The sequence below is a fragment of the Streptomyces sp. NBC_01537 genome (genome assembly GCF_045040445.1).
Lineage (GTDB): Bacteria > Actinomycetota > Actinomycetes > Streptomycetales > Streptomycetaceae > Actinacidiphila.
The window spans coordinates 1,852,915-1,877,639 of record NZ_CP109392.1 but is presented as its reverse complement, the minus strand read 5'-3'; the positions used below and the strand labels follow the sequence as shown (position 1 = coordinate 1,877,639).

Annotated in this window: 15 protein-coding genes and 1 pseudogene; 6 read left to right on the top strand and 10 right to left on the bottom strand. The window is 68.7% G+C overall.

The genetic code is table 11. The features are described from left to right. Positions 1 to 266: 266 nt before the first annotated feature. From OG607_RS08725 to OG607_RS08710, 4 genes are all read left to right on the top strand, one after another. Positions 267 to 1,304 carry a helicase associated domain-containing protein gene (locus OG607_RS08725; RefSeq protein ID WP_405720830.1) on the top strand — a complete coding sequence of 346 codons (1,038 nt, stop codon included), beginning with the start codon at positions 267 to 269 and terminating at the stop codon, positions 1,302 to 1,304. 764 nt (positions 1,305 to 2,068) lie between these two features. Then, complete coding sequence (locus tag OG607_RS08720) at positions 2,069 to 8,281, top strand: DNRLRE domain-containing protein (protein ID WP_405720827.1); 6,213 nt, start codon at positions 2,069 to 2,071, stop codon at positions 8,279 to 8,281. A gap of 591 nt (positions 8,282 to 8,872) precedes the next feature. Beyond that, positions 8,873 to 9,808, top strand: a complete 936-nt coding sequence (locus OG607_RS08715) for a class I SAM-dependent methyltransferase (protein WP_405720824.1) — start codon at positions 8,873 to 8,875, stop codon at positions 9,806 to 9,808. Continuing rightward, positions 9,805 to 10,317: a hypothetical protein gene (locus OG607_RS08710; protein WP_405720821.1), complete on the top strand. Its 513-nt coding sequence runs from the start codon at positions 9,805 to 9,807 to the stop codon at positions 10,315 to 10,317. The genes OG607_RS08715 and OG607_RS08710 overlap by 4 nt, the downstream gene beginning before the upstream one ends. A 502-nt stretch (positions 10,318 to 10,819) precedes the next feature. Here the strand turns inward: OG607_RS08710 and OG607_RS08705 are convergent. After that, positions 10,820 to 11,383: pseudogene (locus OG607_RS08705) on the bottom strand (ADP-ribosylglycohydrolase family protein); the annotation flags it as partial. A gap of 72 nt (positions 11,384 to 11,455) precedes the next feature. Here OG607_RS08705 and OG607_RS08700 point away from each other — a divergent pair. Then, positions 11,456 to 12,586 (top strand): glycerate kinase, encoded by a 1,131-nt coding sequence (locus tag OG607_RS08700; RefSeq protein WP_405720818.1) that lies wholly within the window; start codon positions 11,456 to 11,458, stop codon positions 12,584 to 12,586. Positions 12,587 to 12,670: 84 nt separating this feature from the next. Here the strand turns inward: OG607_RS08700 and OG607_RS08695 are convergent, their stop codons facing one another. From OG607_RS08695 to OG607_RS08660, 8 genes are all read right to left on the bottom strand, one after another. Beyond that, positions 12,671 to 13,537, bottom strand: a complete 867-nt coding sequence (locus OG607_RS08695) for a CDP-alcohol phosphatidyltransferase family protein (protein WP_405720816.1) — start codon at positions 13,535 to 13,537, stop codon at positions 12,671 to 12,673. Further along, entirely contained in the window at positions 13,524 to 14,171 is a 648-nt protein-coding gene (locus tag OG607_RS08690; protein ID WP_405720813.1) for a phosphatidylserine decarboxylase, read from the bottom strand. Before OG607_RS08690 ends, OG607_RS08695 begins: the two co-directional genes overlap by 14 nt. A 169-nt stretch (positions 14,172 to 14,340) precedes the next feature. Further along, positions 14,341 to 15,552, bottom strand: coding sequence for an acyl-CoA dehydrogenase family protein (locus OG607_RS08685; RefSeq protein ID WP_405720810.1), 1,212 nt, complete (start codon positions 15,550 to 15,552; stop codon positions 14,341 to 14,343). A 4-nt stretch (positions 15,553 to 15,556) separates the two neighbouring features. After that, a complete protein-coding gene (locus OG607_RS08680; protein WP_405720807.1) occupies positions 15,557 to 16,060 on the bottom strand; it encodes a MaoC family dehydratase in 504 nt (167 codons plus the stop codon). Between the two features lie 145 nt (positions 16,061 to 16,205). After that, complete coding sequence (locus OG607_RS08675; protein WP_405720804.1) at positions 16,206 to 18,218, bottom strand: protein meaA; 2,013 nt, start codon at positions 18,216 to 18,218, stop codon at positions 16,206 to 16,208. A 34-nt stretch (positions 18,219 to 18,252) separates the two neighbouring features. Continuing rightward, on the bottom strand, positions 18,253 to 19,590 hold the full coding sequence (ccrA, locus tag OG607_RS08670; protein ID WP_405720801.1) for a crotonyl-CoA carboxylase/reductase: 1,338 nt from the start codon (positions 19,588 to 19,590) through the stop codon (positions 18,253 to 18,255). A 312-nt stretch (positions 19,591 to 19,902) separates the two neighbouring features. Continuing rightward, positions 19,903 to 20,676 (bottom strand): TetR/AcrR family transcriptional regulator, encoded by a 774-nt coding sequence (locus OG607_RS08665; RefSeq protein ID WP_405720799.1) that lies wholly within the window; start codon positions 20,674 to 20,676, stop codon positions 19,903 to 19,905. Between the two features lie 160 nt (positions 20,677 to 20,836). After that, complete coding sequence (locus OG607_RS08660) at positions 20,837 to 22,642, bottom strand: 3-hydroxyacyl-CoA dehydrogenase family protein (RefSeq protein ID WP_405720796.1); 1,806 nt, start codon at positions 22,640 to 22,642, stop codon at positions 20,837 to 20,839. A 321-nt stretch (positions 22,643 to 22,963) separates the two neighbouring features. On the opposite strand from OG607_RS08660, the gene OG607_RS08655 reads away from it, so the two are divergent. Then, positions 22,964 to 23,485, top strand: a complete 522-nt coding sequence (locus OG607_RS08655) for an adenylosuccinate lyase (RefSeq protein WP_405720793.1) — start codon at positions 22,964 to 22,966, stop codon at positions 23,483 to 23,485. Here the strand turns inward: OG607_RS08655 and OG607_RS08650 are convergent. Beyond that, on the bottom strand, positions 23,467 to 24,630 hold the full coding sequence (locus OG607_RS08650; protein ID WP_405720791.1) for a phospholipase D-like domain-containing protein: 1,164 nt from the start codon (positions 24,628 to 24,630) through the stop codon (positions 23,467 to 23,469). The two genes, OG607_RS08655 and OG607_RS08650, sit on opposite strands and share 19 nt — an antisense overlap. Between the last annotated feature and the right edge of the window lie 95 nt (positions 24,631 to 24,725).

The following is a 24,725-nucleotide window of genomic DNA, read 5'->3' as shown; positions in this document are numbered from 1 at the left end:
GTCACCGCGACCCGGATCGCCTACCGGGGCACTGGGGTCGCGGATCTGCACGTCGCGGACGCGGCGTTGAACATGCCGGCCGGGATGCACTCGCACGGGGTGGCGAAACTGGCCGCGATCGAGGCCGCCCGCGGCTCGTTCGCCGATGCGTCCGAGCGTGTCAACGCGCTGACCGGCGCCGGGGTCGGCCACCGGCAGGTCCAGGAACTGGCCATCGCCGCCGCCGGGGACATCGACGCCTTCTACGATGCGCTGGTCCCCGCGCCGTGCACGAACACGACGCTGCTGGTGATCTCGGCCAGGAGCAGCGGCCGGTGGCCGTGGAGTCCGCGCTCATGCAGTTCTCCAGCCCGCGCGACGCCGCCACGATTGCGGCGTTCCTGCGCACCCGGGTCTACCGGCCCGAATCCCTGGTGTGGCTGGAGGGCTTCCAGGCACTGCGGCGCTGGCGGGCCGAGAACGGCATCCACGGCCTGTACGCCGTCCCGTACGACACCGAGGTCACCCTGGGCGTCACGGTGTTCCCACTCGGGCGCTGGGTCCACCAGCAGCGCCGTGCCTACCGGGCCGGTGAGCTCGAAGACCACCGCCGCCTCCAGCTGGACGAGGAGGGCATGATCTGGGAGCCCGGAGACGAGGCTTGGGAGAGCAAGCTCGCCTCGATCCGCAGCTTCCACCGCGCCCACGGGCACCTCGCCCCCCGCCAGGACGCCCTCTGGCTGGACGAACCCATCGGACAGCACATGGCCAACCTCCGCAGGAAGGGCGGCCTGGGCAAAGACCCGGAGCGCGCGGAAGCCCGGGCCGGGCAGTTGGCGGCAATCGATCCCGACTGGAACTGTTCCTGGCCGCTGGACTGGCAGCGGCACTACGCCGTGCTGCGCGACCTGGTTGCCGCCGACGGAGTCCTGCCCGACATCCAGCCCGGCGTCCTGTTCGAGGGCGACGACATCGGACGCTGGACGGAACGGCAGGCCCGGGACTGGCACACGCTCAGCCAGCCGCAACGGGAGCGGCTGTCGGCGCTGGGGATGGAAGCCGCTGAGCGCCCCGCTGTGGCCCCGGCCGCCAAGGGCGGGCAAGGGGTCCAGGCGTGTTCTCAGCCGTGTTCACACGCGGTGTGGCGGCTCTCCCCTCGCGCAGTACATCGCGCGGGAAGGCGACATCCCCATCCCACGCGGGCACGAGGAACTGCTGCCCGACGGCACCCTCGTCAAACTCGGCGTATTCCACAGCAACCACAAGAACCGCCGCGACAAGCTCACCCAAGAGCAGCGCGCCGCGTTCGCGGAACTGGGCGTTGAGTGGGCATGAGCCGGAGGGTCCGTCGGTGGTCCTGCCGGGTGACCGGCAGGTAACGGTTCTCCAGACCGGTGCCGACCATCCGAACAGCAGAACGCAGCCCGTTTCGGGCTGACAACGACAGACGATGGCAGACGGCCGGGTGGCACTGGTCACCTGCCTGGTCTCCCTACCGCCACGCAGCTTCTGTGGGGTTCCAGTTTCCCTTCACCGAGCCGTCGAGCAGCGGGTTCATAGGACCACCAGGACCAGCCCGCCCAGTGCACCTCACTCAAGCCCAACAACAAAACGGACATCAGCCCTCGAATCGCCATCTTATGGAACTCCTCGAAGCTCCTGGCTGCGTTGGTGCGGGCGGATTCCGGGAATTGCACATCTTGTCCGATTTTTGATCTTTGGCTTGATTTACCGTAAAGCCTAGATCAAACCTCGCAACCCGCATAGCCCAATGAGTCACCTCGGTTGTAAATCATAAATACCGACAAAATGCACCATAGCGCACACTCGCGCATGGGGTTCAATCTTCTTCCTTTACTCCCACTTGGCCTAATGTGTGGTCTCTGAGCAGGGTCTTATGTGGGTCATGTGAAGATCTGGCACGCCATGTCTCCACATTGAGTAAAGCCCTGGGGGGTTGTTCGTGCGCCACCGATCCAGATCCAGTTTCCGGCCATTCCGCATACCGACGTCATCCATGTTCAAGAGGGGATTGCGTCAACTTTCCCTCGCCACTGCGGCGTTGATGATGGTCGAGGCGGCGGTGACTGTGGCTACGACAGGGGCGGCGGTCGCCGCCACCTCGGACGTCGAGCAGACAGCTACAGCTGCGTCGGCTACCAAGTCCTACGGTGCGGCGGAGGCGCAGGATGAGACGTCCGCGTCTTTGATGGCGCGGTTGCAGGACCGGAACATCGAGGTGCTGAGCGACCGTACGTCGGATTCGACGACCTACGCGCTACCGGACGGGACGTTCTCGACGGAGTCGTACGCGGGTCCGGTGCGGGTCAAGCAGGACGGCAAGTGGACGGACATCGACACGTCGCTGTCCGATACCGGTTCCGACATCACCCCGGTCGCGGCAGCCGCCGATATCGCTGTCTCGGACGGCGGGGACAAGGAACTGGCCTCGGTGACGAAGGGGAAGGACTCCTTCGGGCTGGGGTGGGAGGACAAGCTCCCTACGCCGACGGTGAAGGGCAGCACGGCCTCGTACGATCTGGGCAGCGGCCAGACCTTGAGCGTGACGGCGCTGGCGCAGGGCTTTTCGGAGAACATCAAGCTCGCCCAGCAGCCCGACAGCGGCACGGTCTCCTACCGGATACCGCTGAACCTGGACGGGCTCAAGCTGTTCCAGGCCGACTCCGGCCACCTGTTGCTGAAGGACTCCGGCGGGAAGCTGGTGGCAGAGGCCCCGGCGCCGATGATGTGGGACGCCTCCAAGGACGCGGCGTCCGGTGAGTCGGCGCACCAGGAGCAGGTCGCCACGAAGGTCGAGACCGCGGACGACGGGTCGCAGACCCTGGTACTCACACCGGACGCCGACTTCCTGGCCACGGCGACCTACCCCGTGACGGTCGACCCGACCTCCACCCTGGCGGTCACCACCGACACCTGGGTGCAGACCCCGGACTACACCGACTCGCAGGTCTCCTCGACCGAGCTGAAGTCGGGCACATACGACTCCGGCAGCGATGTGGCCCGCGCCTACCTGAAGTTCGACGTCTCGAAGTTCACGGGCAAGCACATCACCTCGGCGACGATGTCGCTGTACAACTACTACTCCGCCACCTGCTCCACCTCCGGAGCGGTGACCCAGGCCCGGCGGATCACCTCCACCTGGTCCTCGTCCTCGGTGACCTGGAGCGGCCAGCCGTCGACCACCACCACGGGCGTGGCGAACAACACCGGGCACTGGGGCTACAGCTCCTCCTGCCCGGCCACCTACTCCAACTGGAACCTGCAGAGCATCGTGCAGGCCTGGGCGGACGGCTCGACCAACTACGGCCTCCAGATCCGCAGCGCGGACGAGAACGACTCCACCACCTGGCGCCGCTTCCGCTCCGCGAACTACACCACCTCCGGCTATGCGCCCAAACTGGTCGTGAACTACAACTCCTACCCGGGCACGCCGACCGCCGTCGCGGTCTCTCCTTCGTCGGTGAATTCATACAGCGGCAAGCGTTACGTGACCACGTACACCCCGACCCTGTCGGCGAAGGTCACGGACCCGGACGCCTCGACGGTCAAGGCGCAGTTCGAAATCAGCAACGACCCCGCCTACACCGGCGAGACCTCCTACTCCTACACCGCCACGTCCTCCTCCGTCGCATCCGGCGGTACCGCGGCCCTGACCATCCCGTCCGCATCCCAACTGGCCGGAGCGCATTTGCGTCTGAGGGTGCGCGGCTATGACAGCACCGACTACGGGGCCTGGTCGGGCTACACCTACTTCGTGCCGAACGTCGCCAAGCCCAACGCCCCGGCAGTCTCCTGCGACTCCTACCCTGCCGGTGCCTGGACCGACCAGGTCGCCACCGGTGCGACCTGCACCTTCGACACCTCGTCGACGGACGGGCAGGGCTACAAGTGGGGCCTGGACGACCCTAAGCTGCCGAACTCGGTCTACGACACCGCCGACGGCAATGGCGGCGACCCGCTGACGGTGACCATCAAGCCCGCCAAGGGCTCGCACACGCTTTTCGTCCAGACCGTCGACTCGGGCGGCAACCTGTCGACGTCCACCACCCAGTACGCCTTCGGCGTCGGCAAGGCGAGCCTGAGTTCCCCCGTCACCGGTGACACCACGGACGACGACGTGACGCTGTCGGCGACCCAGTCCGGAGCGTTCACCGGGGTGACGTACCAGTATCGGCTCGGTGCCGGTGACCCCCTCGGGTGGCAGTCGGTCCCGCTGACGAACGTGACCAAGTCTGCGGACGAGTCGGCGATCTCCTCCTGGCCACTGTCCTTCTCCGCCTCCAGCCAGCCCGGCGACCTGGACTGGGCGGCCACCACGACGCTGGACGACGACGGCCCGGTACAGGTGCGGGCGCTGTTCACCGACGGCACCAACACCTACGCCACCGACCCGGCCACCGTCACGATCAACCGCAAGGCCGACAACGCCCCCACCACTGAAGTCGGCCCCGGCGGCCAGGTGAACCTGCTGACCGGCGACTACGGACTGTCCGCCACCGACGCGTCCGCGTTCGGCATGACGATCACCCGGAACTCTTCCTCCCGCGACCCTCAGGGCGCGGCTGGGCAGGACGGCCAAGTCTCCATCTTCGGCCCCAACTGGACCTCTGGGATCACCGCCGCGACATCGTCCTGGTCGTACATCAAACAGACCTCGGCCAGCTCGGTCGCCCTGGTGGATTCCACCGGTGCCCAGACCGGCTTCACCGCCACTGCCACGGCCGGGTCCTGGACCCCGCAGCCGGGCTCGGAGAACCTGACCCTGACCGGAACCACGGACGGCGCATCCTTCACCCTGAAGGACACCGACGGCACCACCGCCACCTTCACCAAGACCTCCGGCACCCTGCCGACCTGGCAGCTCGCCACCTCCTACACCGTCAACAACAGTTCGACCAACACCACCACCGTGGTGTCCCACAACATCCAGATCTCCTCGACCGAGTCCCTGGCCGAGCCGCAGTACGTCATCGCACCGTCCCCCGCAGTCAGCGCCGCCACCTGCGCCGCCACCCCGTCCACCGCCGGCTGCAGGCTGCTGGAGTTCCTCTACGCACCCGCCACCACCGCCACCTCCTCCGCCCCCGGCGACTACCTCGGCCAGGTGCAGCAGATCAGGCTGTGGGCCACCGCGCCCGGCGCATCCACGAGCACCTCCACCGTGATCGCGCAGTACGACTACACCAGCGGCGGCCAGCTCGCCCATGCCTGGGACCCCCGCCTGACCACCCCGCTCAAAACCAGCTACACCTACGACAGCGCCGGCCGCGTCGCCACCCTCACCCCGCCCGGCCAACTGGCCTGGACCTTCACCTACGACCAGGTCGGCACCGGCGGTGACAGCGGCCTCGGCATGCTGCTCTCGGCCTCACGGCCGACCCTGCAGCAGGGCACCACCGCCACCACGGACGGCGGCACCGCCACGACCAGCATCGTCTACGACGTCCCGCTGTCCGGCAGCGCCGCCCCGTACTCCATGGACTCCGCCGCCACCTCGGCCTGGGGCCAGCACGACAACCCGGTCTACGCGACCGCTGTCTTCCCCCTCGGTTCCCTCCCTTCGTCCCACGACGGCTCGACACTCGCCTCCGGCGCCTACACCCGTGCCACGATCACCTATCTGGACGAAAACGGCCGCGAAGTCAACACCGCCGGCCCCGGCGGGCACATCACGACCACCGAGTTCGACGACCAGGGCAACACCACCCGCGAACTGACCGCCGCCAACCGCGAACTCGCTCTGGGGACAACCACAAGCACCGACCCGCTGCTGGCCGGCGCCCTGACGAACGCGGGCGGCACAGCCGCAGCCGCCCAGTTGCTGTCCACCACCACCCAATACACCACCGCAAGCGACGGCTCCGAGCTGGAATCCGACGTCTACGGACCGCTGCACACGGTCACCTTGCGGCACACCCTGCCCGGCGGTACCAGTGCCGCCGACCTGCCGGCCGGCACCGAGACCGTGGCCCGGACCCACACTGCCGAGGCATACGACGAGAATCGCCCGAGTTCCGCCACCGTCTCCGACGAGCTGACCTCCACAACCCTCGGTGCAGCGGTACCCGACTACTCCACGGACGGCGACAAACAGACCACCGCCACCACCTACGACTGGGCCACCGGCCTGGCACTGACCACCGTCACCGACCCGTCGGGCCTGGCCATCACCACCACCTACACCTACGACAGCGACGGCAACCAGATCAAGGAAGTCCAGCCCACCTCCACCGGCTCCGACGCCAAGACCACCGTCACCACCTACTACGCGGCCACCGGCACCGGCACCTGCAACGGCCACCCAGAATGGGCCGGACTGGTGTGCACCACCGCCCCCGCCGGGACCATCACCAGCGGCGGAAGCAACCCCACCCAGCTGATCACCAAGACCTACACCTACGACCGCTACGGGCAGGCACTCACCCTCACCGAAGCAGCCAACGGCACCACCCGCACCACCACCATGACCTACGACGCCGCCGAACGCCCCCTCACCGTCACCATCACCGGCGGCACCGGCACCACAACCCCCGCCACCACCTACACCTACGACACCGCCACCGGCGCGGTCTCCACGGTGGCGTCCAACAGCGAGACCACCACTTCCACCTACGACAAGCTGGGCCGCCAGGCCACGTACAACGACGGCGCCGGCAACACCACAAACACCGCGTACGACAGCCAGAACCGCCCGGTCACCGTGACCGACTCGGCACCGTCGACCACCACCTACACCTACGACTCCAACACCGGACTGCCAGCAACGCTGACCGACTCCGTCGCCGGCACCTTCACCGCCACCGGCTACGACGCCGACGGCAACCTCACCGGCGAGAAGCTGCCCGGCAACTACACCCTCACCCAGACATACGACCCGGCCGGCGAACAGACCAGCCGCAACTACGCCGACTCCACCAGCACCCCGGTCCTGACCGACGCCGCCGACTACACCGCCGACGGCCAGCAGGCCGACCACACCGAGAACAACGGTGCCACCACCACCTCCGGCTACACCTACGACGCCGCCAACCGCCTCACCCAGGCGCAGGACGACACCGGCAGCGCCTGCACCACCCGCACCTACGCCTTCGGCGGCAACGCAAGCTTCAACCGCACAGGCGCGGCCACCGGCGTGAGCACTGCAGACTGTGCCGACACCACCAGCTCCACCACCACGACCACCTCCGCCACACACACCTACGACAGCGCCGATCGCATCACTGATTCCGGCTACGGCTACGACGCCTTCAGCCGGACCACCGCCGCCCCGGACGGCAGCACACTGGCCTACTACACCAACGACCTGGTCCAGCAGGAAACCACCAGCACCACCAAGCAGACGTGGACCCTCGACGCCGTCCACCGCCTCGCTGCCTCAGCCACTCAGACTCTGAGCGGCGGAACCTGGACCACCACGGCCAGCGCAACCAATCACTACGCCGACAACAGCGACAGTCCCAGTTGGACAAGCGAAGGAACCAGCGGTGACATCACGCGCGATGTCACCGACCTCGCCGGCGGTTTCGCCTCCTCCACCACCGCGACCGGCGGCACCGTGCTCCAGCTCGCCAATCTCCATGGTGACATCGCAGTCCAGCTCGAACTGAGCACCACGACCGCGACCGCGTTCACCTACGATGAGTACGGCAACACTGTCAGCACGCCTCGCTACGGCTGGCTCGGCGCAGACGAACGCTCCTCCCAGACCCCGACCAACCTCACGCTCATGGGCGTACGGCTCTACTCACCCCAGACAGGCCGCTTCCTCCAGACCGACCCGGTGTCCGGTGGCAACGCCAATAGCTACGACTACTGTCACCAGAACCCGGTGTCCTGCACTGACCTGAGCGGCGCCTACTCTTACTCCTTCACCTACGACATCGGGTACTACTTCAGTTCCACCAGCACAGTCTTCCGGTGGATACGAACCCACTTCTGGGTGTTCCCGCTCTCTGGCTGCGGTGCGACCCTCAGCTACGGAGAACGGTGCAACCTGGCCTACGGGAAGGGCCCCGTGCGGGTGATAGCTCTCGGCAGCACGTCCTGGACGTTCCTCTCCCTCCCCGGGCACGTGGAAGGGTCTGGAAAACACATCAGGTTCTCGTTCTCCAAGAGTTGGGGAATGCTCAAGATGACGGTGAAGGCATGGGGGACGAACAACACCTGGTGCAACAAGAGCAAACCCTGCTCTGCGCTGAACAACAACGTCTTCGCGCGAGGCATGTGGGCTGCGTTCGCTGTTGACATAGCCGTCTACACCTCCATCTACGGAATATGGTGAGGCCCGGCATGACCCCGCATTCCCCGTCCCAAACGGGCAACCAGACGGCAGTCACTCTGGTCACACTCGGGGTGTCCCTGGTCCCAGCGCTCCTCGCCCTGCTCCCGCTGACCCTGAACGGGGTCCAGCAGGTGCTGGGAGCCCTGGGCCGGACCTCCGCCCCGGAAGGCGCCTCGCTCGGATCAGGAGCCGTGATGCTCACCGCGGCTGCGCTCCCGTTTCTCGCCGGAATCACGGCGGTAGGCATCGGGCGGGCTCGCCGTCTGGAATGGCGCAGGACCTGGGAAGCATGTGCTGCCTCCGCCTTCGTCACTGGCCTCGCGGCGTGCTGCGTAGCCATGGTGTTCGCTGCGATATGAAGATCCGGCTTGTATCCGCCGCAAACAGAGGGCGGAGCACGCTGGGGGAGTGAGGGGCCGCCGCCGAAGAATCCCATCGGCGGCGGGCCTCCCTTTGCAGACCGCCCGGCCGGAAAACCTGAGAACTCCGACGGGCCGGCCTGATGACAAAATCCGTCTTCGTCGCTGTCAGGCTGTCCGCGAGAGGGCGGCCTCCCAGCCCCGAAGGAATCGAGCCGCTAGGTTCTTCACCGTGCCCTGCCTTGAGATATCGGACCTGATCACCGCTACTGATCCGCGCAGCGGCCACCGTCTGCCGGTACGCCGCGGCGATGTGCTGCGCCAGGTTCGCGAGTACGGTGATCAGTGCGCCGCTCGCATTGTCTCGGCCCTGCCTGTGAACCAGGGCGACATCCTCGACCCGGACGCCGTTGACCGGCTGCTGGTCACCGTACACACCGAGTTGCAGCGCCTCAGCGAAGAGCTTCGCATCGGCGAGCGCCTGGTCCATCTGCTCGGCCCGCTGTGCACCGCAGTCCACGCGACCGCGACGCGGTCCGGACCGTTGCGCCTTGTCGATGTCGGCTGCGGCCTGGGCTACCTCGTCCGCTGGCTGGCGGCCACCGGTGCACTCGGCCCCGACGTCGAGCTCGTCGGAGTCGACCTCAACGCCGCCTTGGTCAACGAGGCCGCTCGCCTTGCCCGCTCGGAGGGACTGGACTGCAGCTTCGTCCACGGCAACGCCTTCCACCTGCCCGATGCCGCCACCATCTATATCTCCACCGGTGTCCTGCACCACATCCGAGGTCCTGCCCTGACGGAGTTCTTCCGGCTCCAGGCCGAGTCCTCCGCGCTCGCCTTCTGCCACTACGACATCGCGGCAACCCGGCTTGCGCCGATCGGCGCCTGGGTGTTCCACCGCGCCCGGATGCGCCACCCGCTCGGCCGCCACGACGGAGTGGCCTCCGCGCAGCGCGCCCACAGTGACGCGGCACTGCTGCGGGCCGCAACAGTCCCCGGTATGCGACCGCTGCTGTACGAACCGAACGGTCTGGCAAACCCCTTCTGTACCACCTTGCGTCCCGTCCTCGGCATCCGTCCGCATCTGGAAGTGCCGCTCCGCCAGGCCCTCGGTCGAGCCTCTCGCAGGCTCGTCGGCCCTGAGCAGTTCCCGGAGGGCACCCAATGAGCCCTGCCCTGCCGCTTGCCGCACTCGGCCTGATCGACGCGGCCTTCAGCGGCTTCCGCGCATACGCCGGACGTGATGCCCGCATCCGCAAACACCGCGCCACCACCCGAGCCGCACTGCGCGGCTTGGCTGTCAGCTCCGCCCTGCTTCTTGCCCCCGCCCTGACAGCGATCGCCACGCTGGTCGCCGCGGCCAACCGCTCCCAGGCTCACGCTGCCCTCCTTCGCGGCGCCACCGGCTACCTGCTTCCCCTCACCGCCTACGCCGCCTCGGTCCTGCTCTCCCTCGCCGCGTACTTCCTGCTGCCGTTCCGCGCCAGCACCCTGGCAATGGTCGTCGGCCTCGGCCCCCTGACCCTGCTGCGCCCGCTCGCCATCGCCGCTGCCTGCCTCGGTGCCCTCGCCAACGGCGGTGGCTGGCGGTCCCTGCTCGTCGGCGTGATCGCCGGCACAGCGGTGCTGTGTGTCGAGCCGATCGTCCACCACCGCTGGTACGCCGAGCCGCTCTGACCAGGGCGTGCTACGCAAGCAGACCAAGGCCATAGATGGCCTGGCGCCGTGGGGCGTGGCGATCCGCGAAATCCGTGATGCCGCCCAGACCCGCATCCTGCACGATTCCTTCCCCTCGGCGCCGCCTGAGCGCGCAGCCGGTCCATGCAGCAGCACGGCGTAAGCCGTCCTCTCCGCCTTGCTCGGGGCGGCTGGCCTGGCGCCTCCGGGGTCGGGAATGACCTCGTCATGCCTTTCCATGCCTTGTCCGCGTTCGGAGTGCTGAGCATCGGCCCTCCCGGGCTCGCAGCACTGCCCTGGTACCAGCTCATGCTGGACACACTTGCCGGCCCCACCGCTCCCTGGCGCAGGCAGCAGCACCCGACGGCCTCGGCCGCAGCAGGATCACCGTAGAAGCGGCCGAAGCCGACCCGCAACACACCCGGCGCCGGGGGATCAATACGGGGAGGGCAGGCGGGATACACCACGAGCGCCGACGGTCTCTCAGCGGCACGGTGTTCTGCACGCCGTTGCCGGTGTGGGAGAGGACGGCGTCGCGGCGGGCGAGGGCGGCGGCGCGGGCGGGATCGCCGGGGGAGGTCCAGCCGTGGATGTCGGCGCGGATGAGGGCGCCGATCCATTGCTGGTACGGGTTGTCGAGGGTGGCGGTGAGCGGCGGTTTCAGGCCGTTCGCCAGGTTGCGGTAGGCGACGCGCTCGGCGGTGAAGGTCTGGAGGTAGGGCAGCCGGAGAAGCCAGAGCTCGCCGACCTGCTCGGTGGTGAAGCCGGGGCCGTAGGTCTCCAGGAGGTCCAGGCCGAGGATGGCGTAGTCGATGTCGTCGTCGCGGGCGCTGCCGTGGATGTTGCCGCGGGTGCACTGCGGCCACTCCGGGCGCAGCTCGAACTCCTCCGGCAGGGGATCGAGCGCCGGAATGTAGTCGGTCAGGGGAAGGGCGTCGGCGCGCCGCAGGTAGCGGTCGATCCGCTCGCGCGTCCAGTGGTCGCCGCGCTCGACGGGCTTGCCGAGCATGTTGCCGGCGATCCGGCCGAGCCAGCCGCCGAGGATCTTGTCACCGAGGTCGTCCATGGGGGACTCGTACCCGCTGGTGAGGAGCGATAGGGTCCGAACGGCGCGACCTGCCTCTAAGGGAGATCGATTGTGACGAACAGAGCGACGGCGCGAGTGCTGATCGCCGCTGACAAGTTCAAGGGCTCGCTCACGGCCGTACAGGTCGCCGAACGGGTCACGGCAGGGCTGCGCAGTGTCGCGCCCGGCGCGGTGATCGAGGCGGTGCCGGTCGCCGACGGCGGCGACGGCACCGTTGACGCGGCTGTCGCGGCGGGTTTCGAACGCCGTGAGGTGACGGTGACGGGGCCGCTCGGCGAGCCCGTCAGGGCCGCGTACGCGCTGCGCGGCGACACGGCCGTGGTGGAGATGGCCGAGGCCTCCGGGCTGCGGCATCTTCCGGCGGGCGTCTTCGCGCCGCTCACCGCCACGACGTACGGCACCGGGGAGCTGCTGCGGGCGGCGCTGGACGCGGGTGCGCGCAGCGTCGTGCTCGGAGTCGGCGGCAGCGCGACGAACGACGGCGGCGCCGGCATGCTGACCGCCCTCGGCGCACGGTTCCTGGACGCGGAGGGGGCGCCCGTCGGGCCCGGTGGCGGTGGGCTCGCGGCGCTCGCCACGGCAGACCTGAGCGGGCTCGATCCCAGGCTGGCCGATATCGAGGTCGTCCTCGCGAGCGACGTGGACAACCCGCTGCTCGGGCCGAAGGGCGCCGCGGCGGTCTACGGTCCGCAGAAGGGTGCCTCGGCGGAGGATGTCGCGGTGCTCGATGCCGCGCTGGGGCGGTACGCGGCCGTGCTCGACGACCGTGCGGGCGGCGCCGCGGAGGCCCCGGGCGCCGGTGCGGCGGGTGGTGTGGGCTTCGGCGCGCTGGTCGGGCTCCGGGCCAATTTCCGGCCCGGCGTGCAGGTGCTCCTGGACATGCTCGGCTTCGCCGACGCCCTCGGCCGTGCCGACCTCGTCATCACCGGGGAGGGCTCCCTCGACGAGCAGACCCTCCACGGCAAGGCCCCGGCCGGCGTCGCCGCCGCCGCACGCGCCCGTGACCTGGAGGTCATCGCGGTCTGCGGCCGCCTCGCCCTCGCCCCCGGCGCGCTCGGCGCCGCCGGGATCCGGCGTGCGTACGCCCTTACGGACCTGGAGCCGGACGCCGAGCGGTGCATGGCGGAGGCGGGGCCGCTGCTCGAGCGGCTGGCGCAGCAGATCGCCCGCGACTTCCTGTAGGCCCTGTCCGGGGAGGCGCGAAAACGGGGTGGGCCCGAGCCAGAAGGCTCGGGCCCACCCCGTTTCCGCGTAAGAACTACGGAACTACGGAAGCTCCGCGGTCCGCGCTTCCCGCCGGTTGTTCCGGATCGTGTTGACCCGCCGGGTGGTCGCGAAGAGCGGAATGAGCGCGGCGGCGATGATCTGAAGGGCCGCGCCGGTCTGCAGCAGCAGGTCGCCGCCGGGGACGGCGAAGGCCCAGCACACCAGGCAGGCCATGCTCAGGAAGATCCAGGCCAGGGTGATGAGGGCGAGGCGCCCTCGCGGCTTGGGGTACTCGACGCGGCTGACCATGAGCCAGGCGATGGCGAGGATGGCGAGCACGGTCGGGATGAACGGCAGCTGGAGAAGGACCACCGAGATCACCGTCAGCGCCCCGAAGGGGCTGGGCATGCCCTGGAAGATGCCGTCCCGCACGGTGGTGCAGGAGAAGCGGGCGAGCCGGAGCACCACAGCCAGCAGGACGACCACCGCGGCGACGGCCGACACCCGCCCGTGGGCGTCGTCCGCGACCAGGCCCCAGACGACCACGAAGTAGGCCGGCGCGAGGCCGAAGCTGATGAGGTCGGACAGGTTGTCGAGCTCGGCGCCCATCGCGGAGCTGCGGAGCTTGCGCGCCACGAGGCCGTCGAAGAGGTCGAAGACGGACGCCATGAGCATCAGCAGGACCGCGGTGGCGGCGCTGTGGCGGGCCATGCCGCCGTTGGCGTCGGCGTTGCCCATGAGGTGCGGGACCAGGACCCCGGTGGTGGTGAAGTACACCGCCATGAAGCCGCAGATCGCGTTACCGAGAGTAAGCGTGTCCGCTATCGACAGCCGAGTGGAGAGTGGCATGTCATCGACGTCGTCGATCTCGTCGTCGAGGTCGGCGGCCCAGGCCGCCTGAGCGGTATCAGGATCAATCACGGTCAATGCGAGTCACCCCAGCCACAGTCGCCTGGCCGACCTCGACGGCGGACTCGACGCCCTCCGGGAGGTAGATGTCGACCCGGGAGCCGAAACGGATCAGGCCGATCCGCTCACCCTGCTCGACCTTGGTGCCGGCAGGCACATACGGGACGATGCGGCGGGCGACAGCTCCCGCGATCTGCACCATCTCGATGTCACCGAGCTCGGTGTCGAAGTGCCAGACAACGCGCTCGTTGTTCTCGCTCTCCTTGTTGAACGCCGGGACGAACCCGCCGGGGATGTGCTCCACGGACGTGACCGTGCCCGCGAGCGGGGCACGGTTCACGTGGACGTTCAGCGGGCTCATGAAGATCGCGACGCGGGTGCGCCCGTCCTTCCACGGCATGATGCTCTGCACCACGCCGTCGGCCGGGGAGATGACGCGGCCCTGAGTGATCTCCCGCTCAGGGTCACGGAAGAACCACAGCATGCCCGCCGCGAGTGCGGTGGCGGGTACGGCCACGGCCGCCCAGCGCCCGGAATGACGGGCGCGGGTGAGGCTGACCGCTGCGGTGGCCACGGTCGGGAGGAGCCACGGCGACGCTCCGCGCGCGAGGCGGACCCGGCCGCGTTGTGCAGAGGAATGGCTGTGGGGCATGGAAGACCTTCGTAGCGGAGGGTGCCGCAAGATGGTTCTGGGGACGGCGGCTTTCATGAATGGTATCGGTTGAGACCTGCAACTGGGCAAGCCAGCAGCCGAGTCGATGGCCGAGAAACGATGACTGGGTGTGACCATTATCTCGGGCAAATCGACACATTCAGGACTTTCAGCCCTGGAGTCGGTACTCCTCCAGCAGTCGGCGCCCGATGATCATTTTCTGGATTTCGGCGGTCCCCTCGCCGATCAGGAGCATCGGAGCCTCGCGGTAGAGCCGCTCGATCTCGTACTCCTTGGAGAAGCCGTAGCCGCCGTGGATCCGGAACGCGTCCTCCACGACCTCCTTGCAGTACTCCGCCGCCAGGTACTTCGCCATGCCCGCCTCCAGGTCATTGCGCTGGCCGGAGTCCTTCTTGCGGGCCGCGTTGACCATCATCTGGTGGGCCGCCTCGACCTTGGTGGCCATCTCGGCGAGCTTGAACTGGATCGCCTGGTGCTGTGCGATCGGCTTGCCGAAGGTCTGCCGCTGCTGCGCGTACGACACGCCGAGCTCGAACGCACGCTGTGCCACCCCGCAGCCACGAGCGGCCACATTGACCCGGCCGACCTCGACGCCGTCCATCATTTGGTAAAAGCCGCGCCCGCTGTCGCCGCCGAGCACTCGATTTGACGGAATCCTCACGTCCTCGAGGATCATCTCGGTCGTGTCGACGCCCTTGTAGCCCATCTTCTCGATCTTGCCGGGGATGGTCAGCCCGGGGACCGTCGGATTCGGGCCGAAGCCCGGCTCCTTCTCGATGAGGAAGGTCGTCATGGACTTGTGCGGCGCCGAGCCCTCCGGCTGCCCCTCGTCGGTGCGGCACAGCACCGCGACGAGGTTGGCCGAGCCGCCGTTGGTCAGCCACATCTTCTGGCCGTTGATGACGTAGTCGTCGCCGTCCCGTACGCCCTTGGTGCGGATCGCTGAGACGTCCGAGCCCAGCCCCGGCTCCGACATGGAGAAGGCGCCGCGCACCTCGCCGGCCGCCATGCGGGGCAGGAAGTGGTCCTTCTGCTCCTGGGTGCCGTGCTGCTTGATCATGTACGCGACGATGAAGTGGGTGTTGATGATGCCGGAGACGCTCATCCAGCCACGGGCGATCTCCTCCACCGTGAGGGCGTATGTGAGAAGGGACTCACCGAGGCCGCCGTACTCCTCCGGGATCATCAGGCCGAAGATGCCGAGTTCCTTCAAACCTTCAACGATTTCGGTCGGATACTCGTCCTTGTGCTCCAGCTCGGTCGCGACCGGCAGGATCTCCTTGTCGACGAACGTCCGGACGGTGGAGAGGATCTCCCGCTGGATGTCGGTCAGCCCGTCGGTCTGCGCGAGGCGGCTCATGTGCTCAGTTCTCCCTCAACTCGGGGCGGCCGGGCTGCTCGCCGCCGCGCTCCTTGATGTACGTGGCGGTGGGCACCATCACCTTGCGGCGGAAGACGCACACCAGGGTGCCGTCCTGGTTGTAGCCCTTGGTCTCTACGTAGACGATGCCCCGGTCGTCCTTGGACTTCGACGGCCACTTGTCCAGGACGGTGGTCTGGCCGTAGATGGTGTCGCCGTGGAAGGTCGGCGCGACGTGCTTGAGCGACTCGACCTCCAGGTTGGCGAGCGCCTTGCCGGACACGTCCGGAACGGACATGCCCAGGAGGAGGGAGTAGACGTAGTTGCCCACGACGACGTTCTTGCCCTGGACGGTTGTCGTCGCGTAGTTCGCGTCCATGTGGAGCGGGTGGTGGTTCATGGTCAGAAGGCAGAAGAGATGGTCGTCGTACTCGGTGACCGTCTTACCGGGCCAGTGCTTGTAGATGGCACCGACCTCGAACTCTTCATACGTGCGGCCGAACTGCATTACCCCTCCGGGGTGGTGGTCTGGTTGGAGCCTCTGGTGCATTGTCGCTGGGTGGCGCCTCGGGGTGGGGGTGACTGCGCCGTGGGCGGCTGCCCGCCGGTGGCCGGTTGCTCGCGCAGTTCCCCGCGCCCCTTCAGGCGAGCCCTCACGCCGTCACCTCAAGGGGCGCCAGCCCGTGCGCACGGCGGATCTCGTCCGCGATACGGCCGATGATCTCCGTGATGCCGAAGTCCTTCGGGGTGAACACCGCCGCGACCCCGGCGTCGATCAGTCTCGCCGCGTCGGCCGGGGGGATGATGCCGCCCGCGATGACCGGGACGTCGTCCACGCCCGCCCTGCGCAGGCGGGTCAGGACATCGGGGACCAGTTCGGCGTGGGAGCCGGACAGGATGGACAACCCGACGCAGTGGACGTCCTCCGCGACCGCGGCCGAGACGATCTGCTCGGGGGTCAGGCGGATGCCCTGGTAGACCACCTCGAAGCCGGCGTCCCGCGCGCGTACGGCGATCTGCTCGGCGCCGTTGGAGTGGCCGTCCAGGCCGGGCTTGCCGACCAGCAGCCGCAGTTTGCCTACGCCCAGCTCGGCCGCCGTGGCGGCGACCTTGCGGCGGACCTCGGCGAGCGGGGTGCCTGGCTCGGCGGCCACGGCGACGGGGGCGCTGCTGACGCCGGTGGGGGCGCGGAACTCGCCGAAGACCTCGCGCAGGGCGAAGGACCACTCGCCGGTGGTGACGCCCGCGCGGGCGCATTCGACGGTGGCTTCCATGAGGTTCTCGGTTCCGGCGGCGGCCGACTTCAGCGCCTCCAGCGCCTTGGCCGCCCGGGGCTCCTCGCGGTCCTCGCGCCATGCGCGCAGCGCGTCGACGACCCGGGCCTCGTTCGCCGGGTCGACGGTCATGATGGCCGCGTCCAGGTCGGAGGTGAGCGGGCTGGGCTCGGTGCCCTGGAACGAGTTGACTCCGACGATCTTCTCCTCGCCGGACTCGATCCGGGCCCGGCGCTCGGCGTGCGAGGACACCAGCTGCGACTTGAGGTAGCCGGACTCCACGGCAGCCATGGCGCCGCCCATCTCCTCGATGCGCGCCATCTCGGCGAGGGACTCGGTGACCAGCTCGCTCACCTTGGCCTCGATGACATGCGAGCCGTCGAAGATGTCCTCGTACTCCAGCAGATCGCTCTCCAGGGCCAGCACCTGCTGGATGCGCAGGCTCCACTGCTGGTCCCAGGGACGCGGCAGGCCCAGCGCCTCGTTCCAGGCGGGCAGCTGCACGGCACGCGCGCGTGCGTCCTTCGAGAGGGTGACGGCCAGCATCTCCAGGACGATGCGCTGGACGTTGTTCTCCGGCTGGGCCTCGGTCAGGCCGAGGGAGTTGACCTGGACGCCGTAGCGGAAGCGGCGCTGCTTGGGGTTCTCGATCCCGTAGCGGTCGCGGGTGACGGTTTCCCAGATGCGGTTGAAGGCCCGCATCTTGCACATCTCCTCGACGAAGCGGACGCCCGCGTTGACGAAGAAGGAGATCCGGGCGACCACATCGCCCATCCGCTCGGCCGCCACCTGCCCCGAGTCGCGGACCGCGTCCAGGACGGCGATCGCGGTGGACATGGCGTACGCGATCTCCTGGACCGGCGTGGCGCCCGCCTCCTGCAGGTGGTAGCTGCAGATGTTGATCGGGTTCCACTTGGGGATGCGGCCGACGGTGTAAGCGATCATGTCGGTCGTCAGGCGCAGCGAGGGGACGGGCGGGAAGACATGCGTCCCGCGCGAGAGGTATTCCTTGACGATGTCGTTCTGGGTGGTGCCCTGGAGCTTGGTGATGTCGGCGCCCTGTTCCTCGGCGACCACCTGGTACAGCGCCAGCAGCCACATGGCCGTGGCGTTGATCGTCATGGAGGTGTTCATCTCCTCCAAGGGGATGTCCCGGAACAGCGTGCGCATGTCGCCCAGGTGGGAGACCGGGACCCCGACCCGGCCGACCTCGCCGCGGGCGAGGATGTGGTCGGGGTCGTATCCGGTCTGCGTCGGGAGGTCGAACGCGACCGACAGGCCGGTCTGGCCCTTGGCGAGGTTGCGCCGGTAGAGCTCATTGGACGCCTCGGCCGTGGAGTGCCCGGCGTATGTCCGCATCAGCCACGGACGATCCTTCTGACGCTTCGTCATCGCTGGTGTCCTGTGTCCTGTCCCCGGTCCCGGCTCAGATGTTGCGGAAGCGGTTGATGGCGTCGATGTGCGTGGCCCGCATCTGCGGGTCGCTCACGCCGAGGCCCTCCTGCGGGGCGAGGGTCAGCACGCCGACCTTGCCCTGGTGGAGGTTGCGGTGCACGTCGTACGCGGCCTGGCCGGTCTCCTCCAGGCGGTACGTCTTCGACAGCGTCGGGTGGATCTTGCCCTTGGCGATCAGGCGGTTGGCCTCCCACGCCTCGCGGTAGTTCGCGAAGTGTGAGCCCACGATCTTCTTCAGGCTCATCCACAGGTAGCGGTTGTCGTACTCGTGGTTGTAGCCGGACGTCGATGCGCAGGTCACGATCGTGCCGCCCTTGCGCGTGACGTACACGCTCGCGCCGAAGGTCTCCCGGCCCGGGTGCTCGAAGACGATGTCCACGTCCTCGCCGCCGGTCAGCTCCCGGATCCGCTTGCCCAGGCGCTTCCACTCCCGCTGGTCCTGGGTGTGCTCGTCCTTCCAGAACTTGTAGTCCTCGGCATTGCGGTCGATGATCGCCTCCGCACCCATGCTCCGGCAGATCGCCGCCTTCTCCGGGCTCGACACCACGCAGATCGGGTTCGCCCCGCCGGCCAGCGCGAACTGGGTCGCGTACGAGCCGAGGCCGCCGCTGGCGCCCCAGATCAGGACGTTGTCCCCCTGCTTCATCCCGGCGCCGTTGCGGGAGACCAGCTGCCGGTACGCGGTGGAGTTCACCAGGCCCGGCGCCGCCGACTCCTCCCAGCTGAGGTGCTTGGGCTTGGGCATCAGCTGGTTGGACTTCACCAGCGCGATCTCCGCCAGTCCGCCGAAGTTGGTCTCGAAGCCCCAGATCCGCTGCTCGGGGTCGAGCATCGTGTCGTTGTGCCCGTCGGCGGACTCCAGCTCCACGGACAGGCAGTGCGCCACGACCTCGTCGCCCGGCTTCCAGGCGTTGACCCCGGGGCCGGTGCGCAGCACGACTCCGGACAGGTCCGAGCCGATGATGTGGTACGGCAGGTCGTGACGCTTGGTGAGCGGTGAGAGCCTTCCGTAACGCTCCAGGAAGCTGAACGTCGACACCGGCTCGAAGATCGACGTCCACACGCTGTTGTAGTTCACCGAGCTCGCCATCACCGCGACGAGTGCCTCACCGGGGCCGAGCTCCGGCACCGGCACGTCGTCCAGGTGCAGCGACTTGCGGGGGTCCTTCTCGCGTGTGGTCAGGCCCGAGAAGATCTCCACCTCGTCCTTGTGGACGGTGATGGCACGGTACGACTCGGGGAGCGGCAGGGCCGCGAAATCTGCGGCGGTGCTGTCCGACGCGAGAATCGCGTCCAGGATGTCCTTCACGGTGGCCTCCGGCGAAGCGCGACGTAGACGGGGGGTTCTGTGCTGCTGGTGGTGCCGTCGGTTCGGCGGTGCTGCTTTCCCGTGACGGTCGCACGGGTGGGGCCAGAGCGCGCGGTGGCGCGAGTGTGAATGCCTGTGACGCAGGCGTCCGGGCCTTTGGGGACAGACGGCGCGCGGGGTGTTTCTGCGCGCCGTCCGCCCGGACAGGATTCACGTTATGGCACGGGGTGCCACTCGGCAAGACACTCCGTGCCACCAATTTTGCACAGTTGGCATCACGACGTCACGCCTGAGCAATGAACCGTGGGCCTGCTACGCGCTGTCGCCGCGCAGCGCCTTCTCGATCGTGCGCATGACCTCCGCCGGCGAGGCGTCCGTTCGGGCGACCGCGATGACGACCTCGCCGACCGTGGACACGGTCGCGGTCGGAGCCGGGGCGAGGCGGCGTCCGCCTCCTATGCCGGATCCGAAGGTCACCTTGATGACCTGGAAGGCGTGGTCGAGCTGGGCTTCCACGTCGCCCTTGCCGCCGGCGCGGAGCCAGCGCCGCAGGACGTGGTTGTGGGCCGCGACGACGGCCGAAGCGGCGACTTCCGCCAGGAGCGGGTCGTCGTCGCCGTCGTGGTGGTCGGCCTCGTCGAAGTGGCCGAGGAGGTAGCGGGTGAAGAGCCGCTCGTAGCGGGCGACGGAGGAGATCTCGCGCTCCCGCAGGATCGGGATCTCGCGGGTGAGCCGGTACCGCTCGACGGATACCTCGGGGGCCTCCGCGTACATCCGCAGGACCTCCGTGATGCCCCGGCAGACCGTGTCGAGGGGGTGCTCGTGCGGCTCGGCCGACTCCAGCACCTCTCCGACCCGCACCAGGGTGTCGTCGTGGTCGGGGAAGATCGCCTCTTCCTTGGAGCGGAAGTGGCGGAAGAACGTACGGCGCGCGACCCCGGCCGCCGCCGCGATCTCGTCGACCGTGGTCGCCTCGTAGCCCTGGGTCGCGAAGAGGTGCATCGCGGCAGCCGCCAGGTCCTGGCGGACACGGTGCCGCTGGGCCGTGGCTGCGGTCGTACGCGGGGGCTTGACGGGCTGGGCCATCCTACGTTCCTTGCTTGGCTGTGCGGCGTGCCGCAGGGCACCGGGCAGGGCTTCTCCGCCTTGAGGCTATGAGGCTACGTCAGGGGCACATGGGGACCGTACTGCGTTTCCCCGTACGACCGGGAATCCGGGGCGGACCGCCCCGGATTCCCGGTATGGCTCAGCGACGGGCGTACTCGCGGAAGCCGCGCCCGGTCTTGCGGCCCAGGCAGCCGGCCGAGACCAGGTGCTCCAGCAGCGGGGAGGGCGCCAGCCCCGGGTCGCGGAACTCCTTGTGGAGCACCTGCTCGATCGCGAGGGAGACATCCAGGCCGACGACGTCGAGGAGCTCGAAGGGCCCCATCGGGTAGCCGCCGCCGAGCTTCATCGCCGCGTCGATGTCCTCGACGGTCGCGTAGTGCTCCTGGACCATCTTCACGGCGTTGTTCAGGTACGGGAACAGCAGCGCGTTGACGATGAACCCGGCCCGGTCGCCGCAGTCCACGGCGTGCTTCTTCACCTTGCCGCACACCTCGCGCACGGTGGCGTGGACGTCGTCGGCGGTGAGCACCGTGCGGACCACCTCGACGAGCTTCATCGCGGGCGCCGGGTTGAAGAAGTGCATGCCGATCACGTCCTGCGGGCGGGACGTGGACGTGGCGATCGCGATGACGGGCAGGGACGACGTGGTCGTGGCGAGCACCGCGCCGGGCTTGCAGACCTTGTCCAGCGTCGCGAAGAGCTGCTGCTTGACCGCCAGGTCCTCGGCGACGGCCTCGACCGCCAGGTCCACCTCCGCGAAGGCGTCCAGCGAGCCGGCCGCGGTGACCCGGGCCACGGCGGCGTCGCGCTGCTCCTGGGTGAGCCGGCCCTTGGCGACCGAGCGGTCCAGGGACTTGGCGAGCTGCGCGGCGGCCTTGTCGGCCTTGTCCTGGCCCCGGGCGGCGAGGACGACCTCGTAGCCGGCCTTGGCGAAGACCTCGGCGATGCCGGTGGCCATGGTGCCGGACCCGGCGACGCCGACGCGGCTGACGGGACGGCCCTGGTCCGCCGCGCCGCCGGCCTGCGGGGTGTCGGCGTCGGGGACGACGGTGGCGCTGCCGGAGGCCTCGTACGTGTAGAAGCCACGCCCTGTCTTGCGGCCCAGCAGGCCGGCGGCGGACAGCTGCTTCAGCACGGGGGAGGGGGCGTGCAGGCGGTCGCGGGAGGCCTCGTACATCGCCTCCAGGACCGTCTGGGCGGTGTCGATGCCGATCAGGTCGAGCAGGGCGAGCGGTCCCATGGGCAGGCCGCAGCCCAGCCGCATGGCGGCGTCGATGTCCTCGCGGGTCGCGTAGCGGGCCTCGTACATCGCGGCGGCCTGGTTGAGGTAGCCGAAGAGCAGGCCGTCGGCGATGAAACCGGGGCGGTCGCCGACCGGCACCGGCTCCTTGCCCAGGGCCCGGACCAGCGCGGTGACGGATTCGGTGGCCTCGGGGGAGGTGAGGACGGTGGAGACGACCTCGACCAGCTTCATCTTCTGGGCGGGGGCGAAGAAGTGCAGGCCCAGGACGCGGTCGGGGCGCGAGGTGTGCGAGGCGAGCTGCGTGACGGACAGCGCGTTGGTGCCGGTGGCGATGATCGCGCCGGGCTTCACGATGCCGTCGAGGGCGGTCAGGACCTCACGCTTGGTCTCGAAGTGCTCGGTCACGACCTCGATGACCAGATCCGCCTCGGCCGCGGCCTGCAGGTCGGGGAACGTACGGAATCGGGCGAGGGCGGCGGTGCGCTCCTGCCCGGTGATCCGCTCGTGCCGCACGGCGCGGGCGGTCGACGCCTCCACGGTCTCGACGGCCTGGCGGGCGGCGGCTTCGCTGATGTCGATGCCGATGACCTCATGGCCCGCACAGGCCATGACATCGGCGATTCCGGTGCCCATCGTGCCGAGGCCGATGACGGCTATCAGAAGAGGGCTTTGCGGGCTCTGGGAGCTTTGAGGACGGTCCATCGCGAGACTCCAGATGCTGAGGGTCCCGTGGCCGTGGCACACGGCGCACACGGGTTACGAGGAGTTGGGTGGAGCCGCGGGGCGTGTACGCGGGTATGCGTGCCCACACGTGAGGGTGATGGCGGACCCTGTCCCGGGGCCTCGCCGCGATGGTGCCGAACCGACAACGGCCGCACAAGGTGGCTGCGTCACCAGGCCACTGCGTGCGTTGGTTCGAGGGTAACCGGCCAGTAACCTTCCCGCCAGCCCTGCGCGCATGTGATGTGGGTCGCTGACAGATGAGCGGGGTGCGGGCGGTGCGTACCGCGTAGTCTGTCGCCGGTGGACACCGCATTACGCGAAGAACTCGCCGCGACCCTCACCGAACCGGGGGAATCCCTGGCCGTCCGGCTGGACGCCGCCGTCGCCCTCGCCGAGGCCGGCGACGCCCGCGCCTTCGAGACCCTCGTCATGGTGCTCAACTACCGCGACCCCGGCCTCGCCGACATAGCCGCCCGCGCCCTCGCCCGCCTCGCCGACCCCCGCACCGCCCGGGCCGCCGCCGCCCTCGCCACCAACCCGCTGCGCACCTCCTACGCCCTCCCGGCGATCCGGCTGCTGGTGTCGCTGCGGGCGGCCGAGGCCGTGCCCGCGCTCACGCAGACGCTGGAGCTGCTGCTGGCCGAGCCGGGGTCGCCGTACCGGCGGATCGCGCTGGAGTGCGTGGAAGGGCTGGGTGAGCTCGCCGACCGGCGGGCGGTGCCCGTGCTCCGGTCGGCGAGCGAGGACGCGCGGCTGCGCGAGGCGGCGCGGATCGCGCTGGCCCGGCTGGAGCAGCGCGGCGGTCAGGAAGCCGTCGAGTAGCCCAGCAGGGAGTCGAAGTTGGCGGCGTAGGCATCGTGCGCCGTGGCGCCGTCGATGCGCAGCAGCGCCTCGTCGTTCTCCCGCAGCGAGGAGTCGTCCAGGTTGTGGGAGCCGGTGAAGGTCCACTTGGTGTCCGTGTGACCGGCGTAGTTGCCCTCGACCAGGAGGTACTTCGAGTGCACGAGGTAGGTGCCGTCGTTGAGCTTGCGCAGCTTGATGTTGCTGGAGCCGCTCAGCGTGGAGATGATCGCCGAATTGGTGTTGGAGTAGACGATCTGGACCGAGCAGCCCTCGCTCGCGAGTTCCGCGAGCCGGTCGGCGACCGCCTCCCGGTACAGGTTGAAGGCCGCCACCCTGACGATGGTCTTGTGCGTGGAGGTGCCGACCGTGCTGTTGCCGGTGCAGATGACGTTGTCGAGGATGCCCACCACGACGTCACCCGACTGCTGCGGGAAGAAGTAGTACTTCAGGGTGTCCGCCGTCCCGGTGATGTAGGCGGCGTTGGCCCGGTCCTTGGCGGCCAGCTTGGCGAAGTAGTCCGCGTAGGCGGTGTACAGCGGGGTGTTGCCGACCACGGTGTACGCGTTGTTCCAGTACTGCGCTGTGTTGAGGGCGGTCTGGTTGGCGGAGGTCTGGATGACCACGTCCTCGCCCACGCCCGCGGTGGCGCCCACGCGGGAGAAGGTGAAGAACTTGTTGTGGTTGATCGCGTTGGTGCCCGTTCCCAGGCATGACACGTCGTCATTGAGGGCCGTGCCGCAGAGCGTCACCCAGGAGCTGCTGCTGGTGTTCGTCCCCAGGACCGAGATCAGGTTCTGTGCGGCGGCCCTGCCGCTGTAGTCGTAGTCCAGCACAACCCTGACGTTGACACCCCGGTTGTACGCCGACACCAGCGCGTCCGTGTAGTCCTGGTCGGTCAGGGCGTACAGGGCCGTCCGGATCAGCCGCCCGGACACCGTGTTGTTGATCGCCCCGATGATGTGGTCCTTGATGGCGTCCTGCTCCGCCGTCGTGCCCTTGGGGTTGTTGAACACGGCGCCGGTGGCGATGGGGGCGTCGTCGGCCTGCGCCGGGGCGGCGTTCGGCAGGACGAGCGCGCCCAGCAGCAGTGCGGTGGCCGCTATACGTCTGAGAATGGGGATCACTCCTGTGTCGTCGGTTGTCGAGCAGCCGGGCGACACGGCGGCCCCCCGGCGAGATCAGCCGCCAGTATGGGGCAAAGATCCGTCGATGATCATCT

Bases quoted from the DNA above. Each gene is read 5' to 3' on its own strand.
- OG607_RS08710 (WP_405720821.1), top strand. From the start codon at position 9,805: ATGAGCCCTGCCCTGCCGCTTGCCGCACTCGGCCTGATCGACGCGGCC.
- OG607_RS08690 (WP_405720813.1), bottom strand. From the start codon at position 14,171: ATGCCCCACAGCCATTCCTCTGCACAACGCGGCCGGGTCCGCCTCGCG.
- OG607_RS08685 (WP_405720810.1), bottom strand. From the start codon at position 15,552: ATGAGCCGCCTCGCGCAGACCGACGGGCTGACCGACATCCAGCGGGAG.
- OG607_RS08680 (WP_405720807.1), bottom strand. From the start codon at position 16,060: ATGCAGTTCGGCCGCACGTATGAAGAGTTCGAGGTCGGTGCCATCTAC.
- OG607_RS08675 (WP_405720804.1), bottom strand. From the start codon at position 18,218: ATGACGAAGCGTCAGAAGGATCGTCCGTGGCTGATGCGGACATACGCC.
- OG607_RS08665 (WP_405720799.1), bottom strand. From the start codon at position 20,676: ATGGCCCAGCCCGTCAAGCCCCCGCGTACGACCGCAGCCACGGCCCAG.
- OG607_RS08660 (WP_405720796.1), bottom strand. From the start codon at position 22,642: ATGGACCGTCCTCAAAGCTCCCAGAGCCCGCAAAGCCCTCTTCTGATA.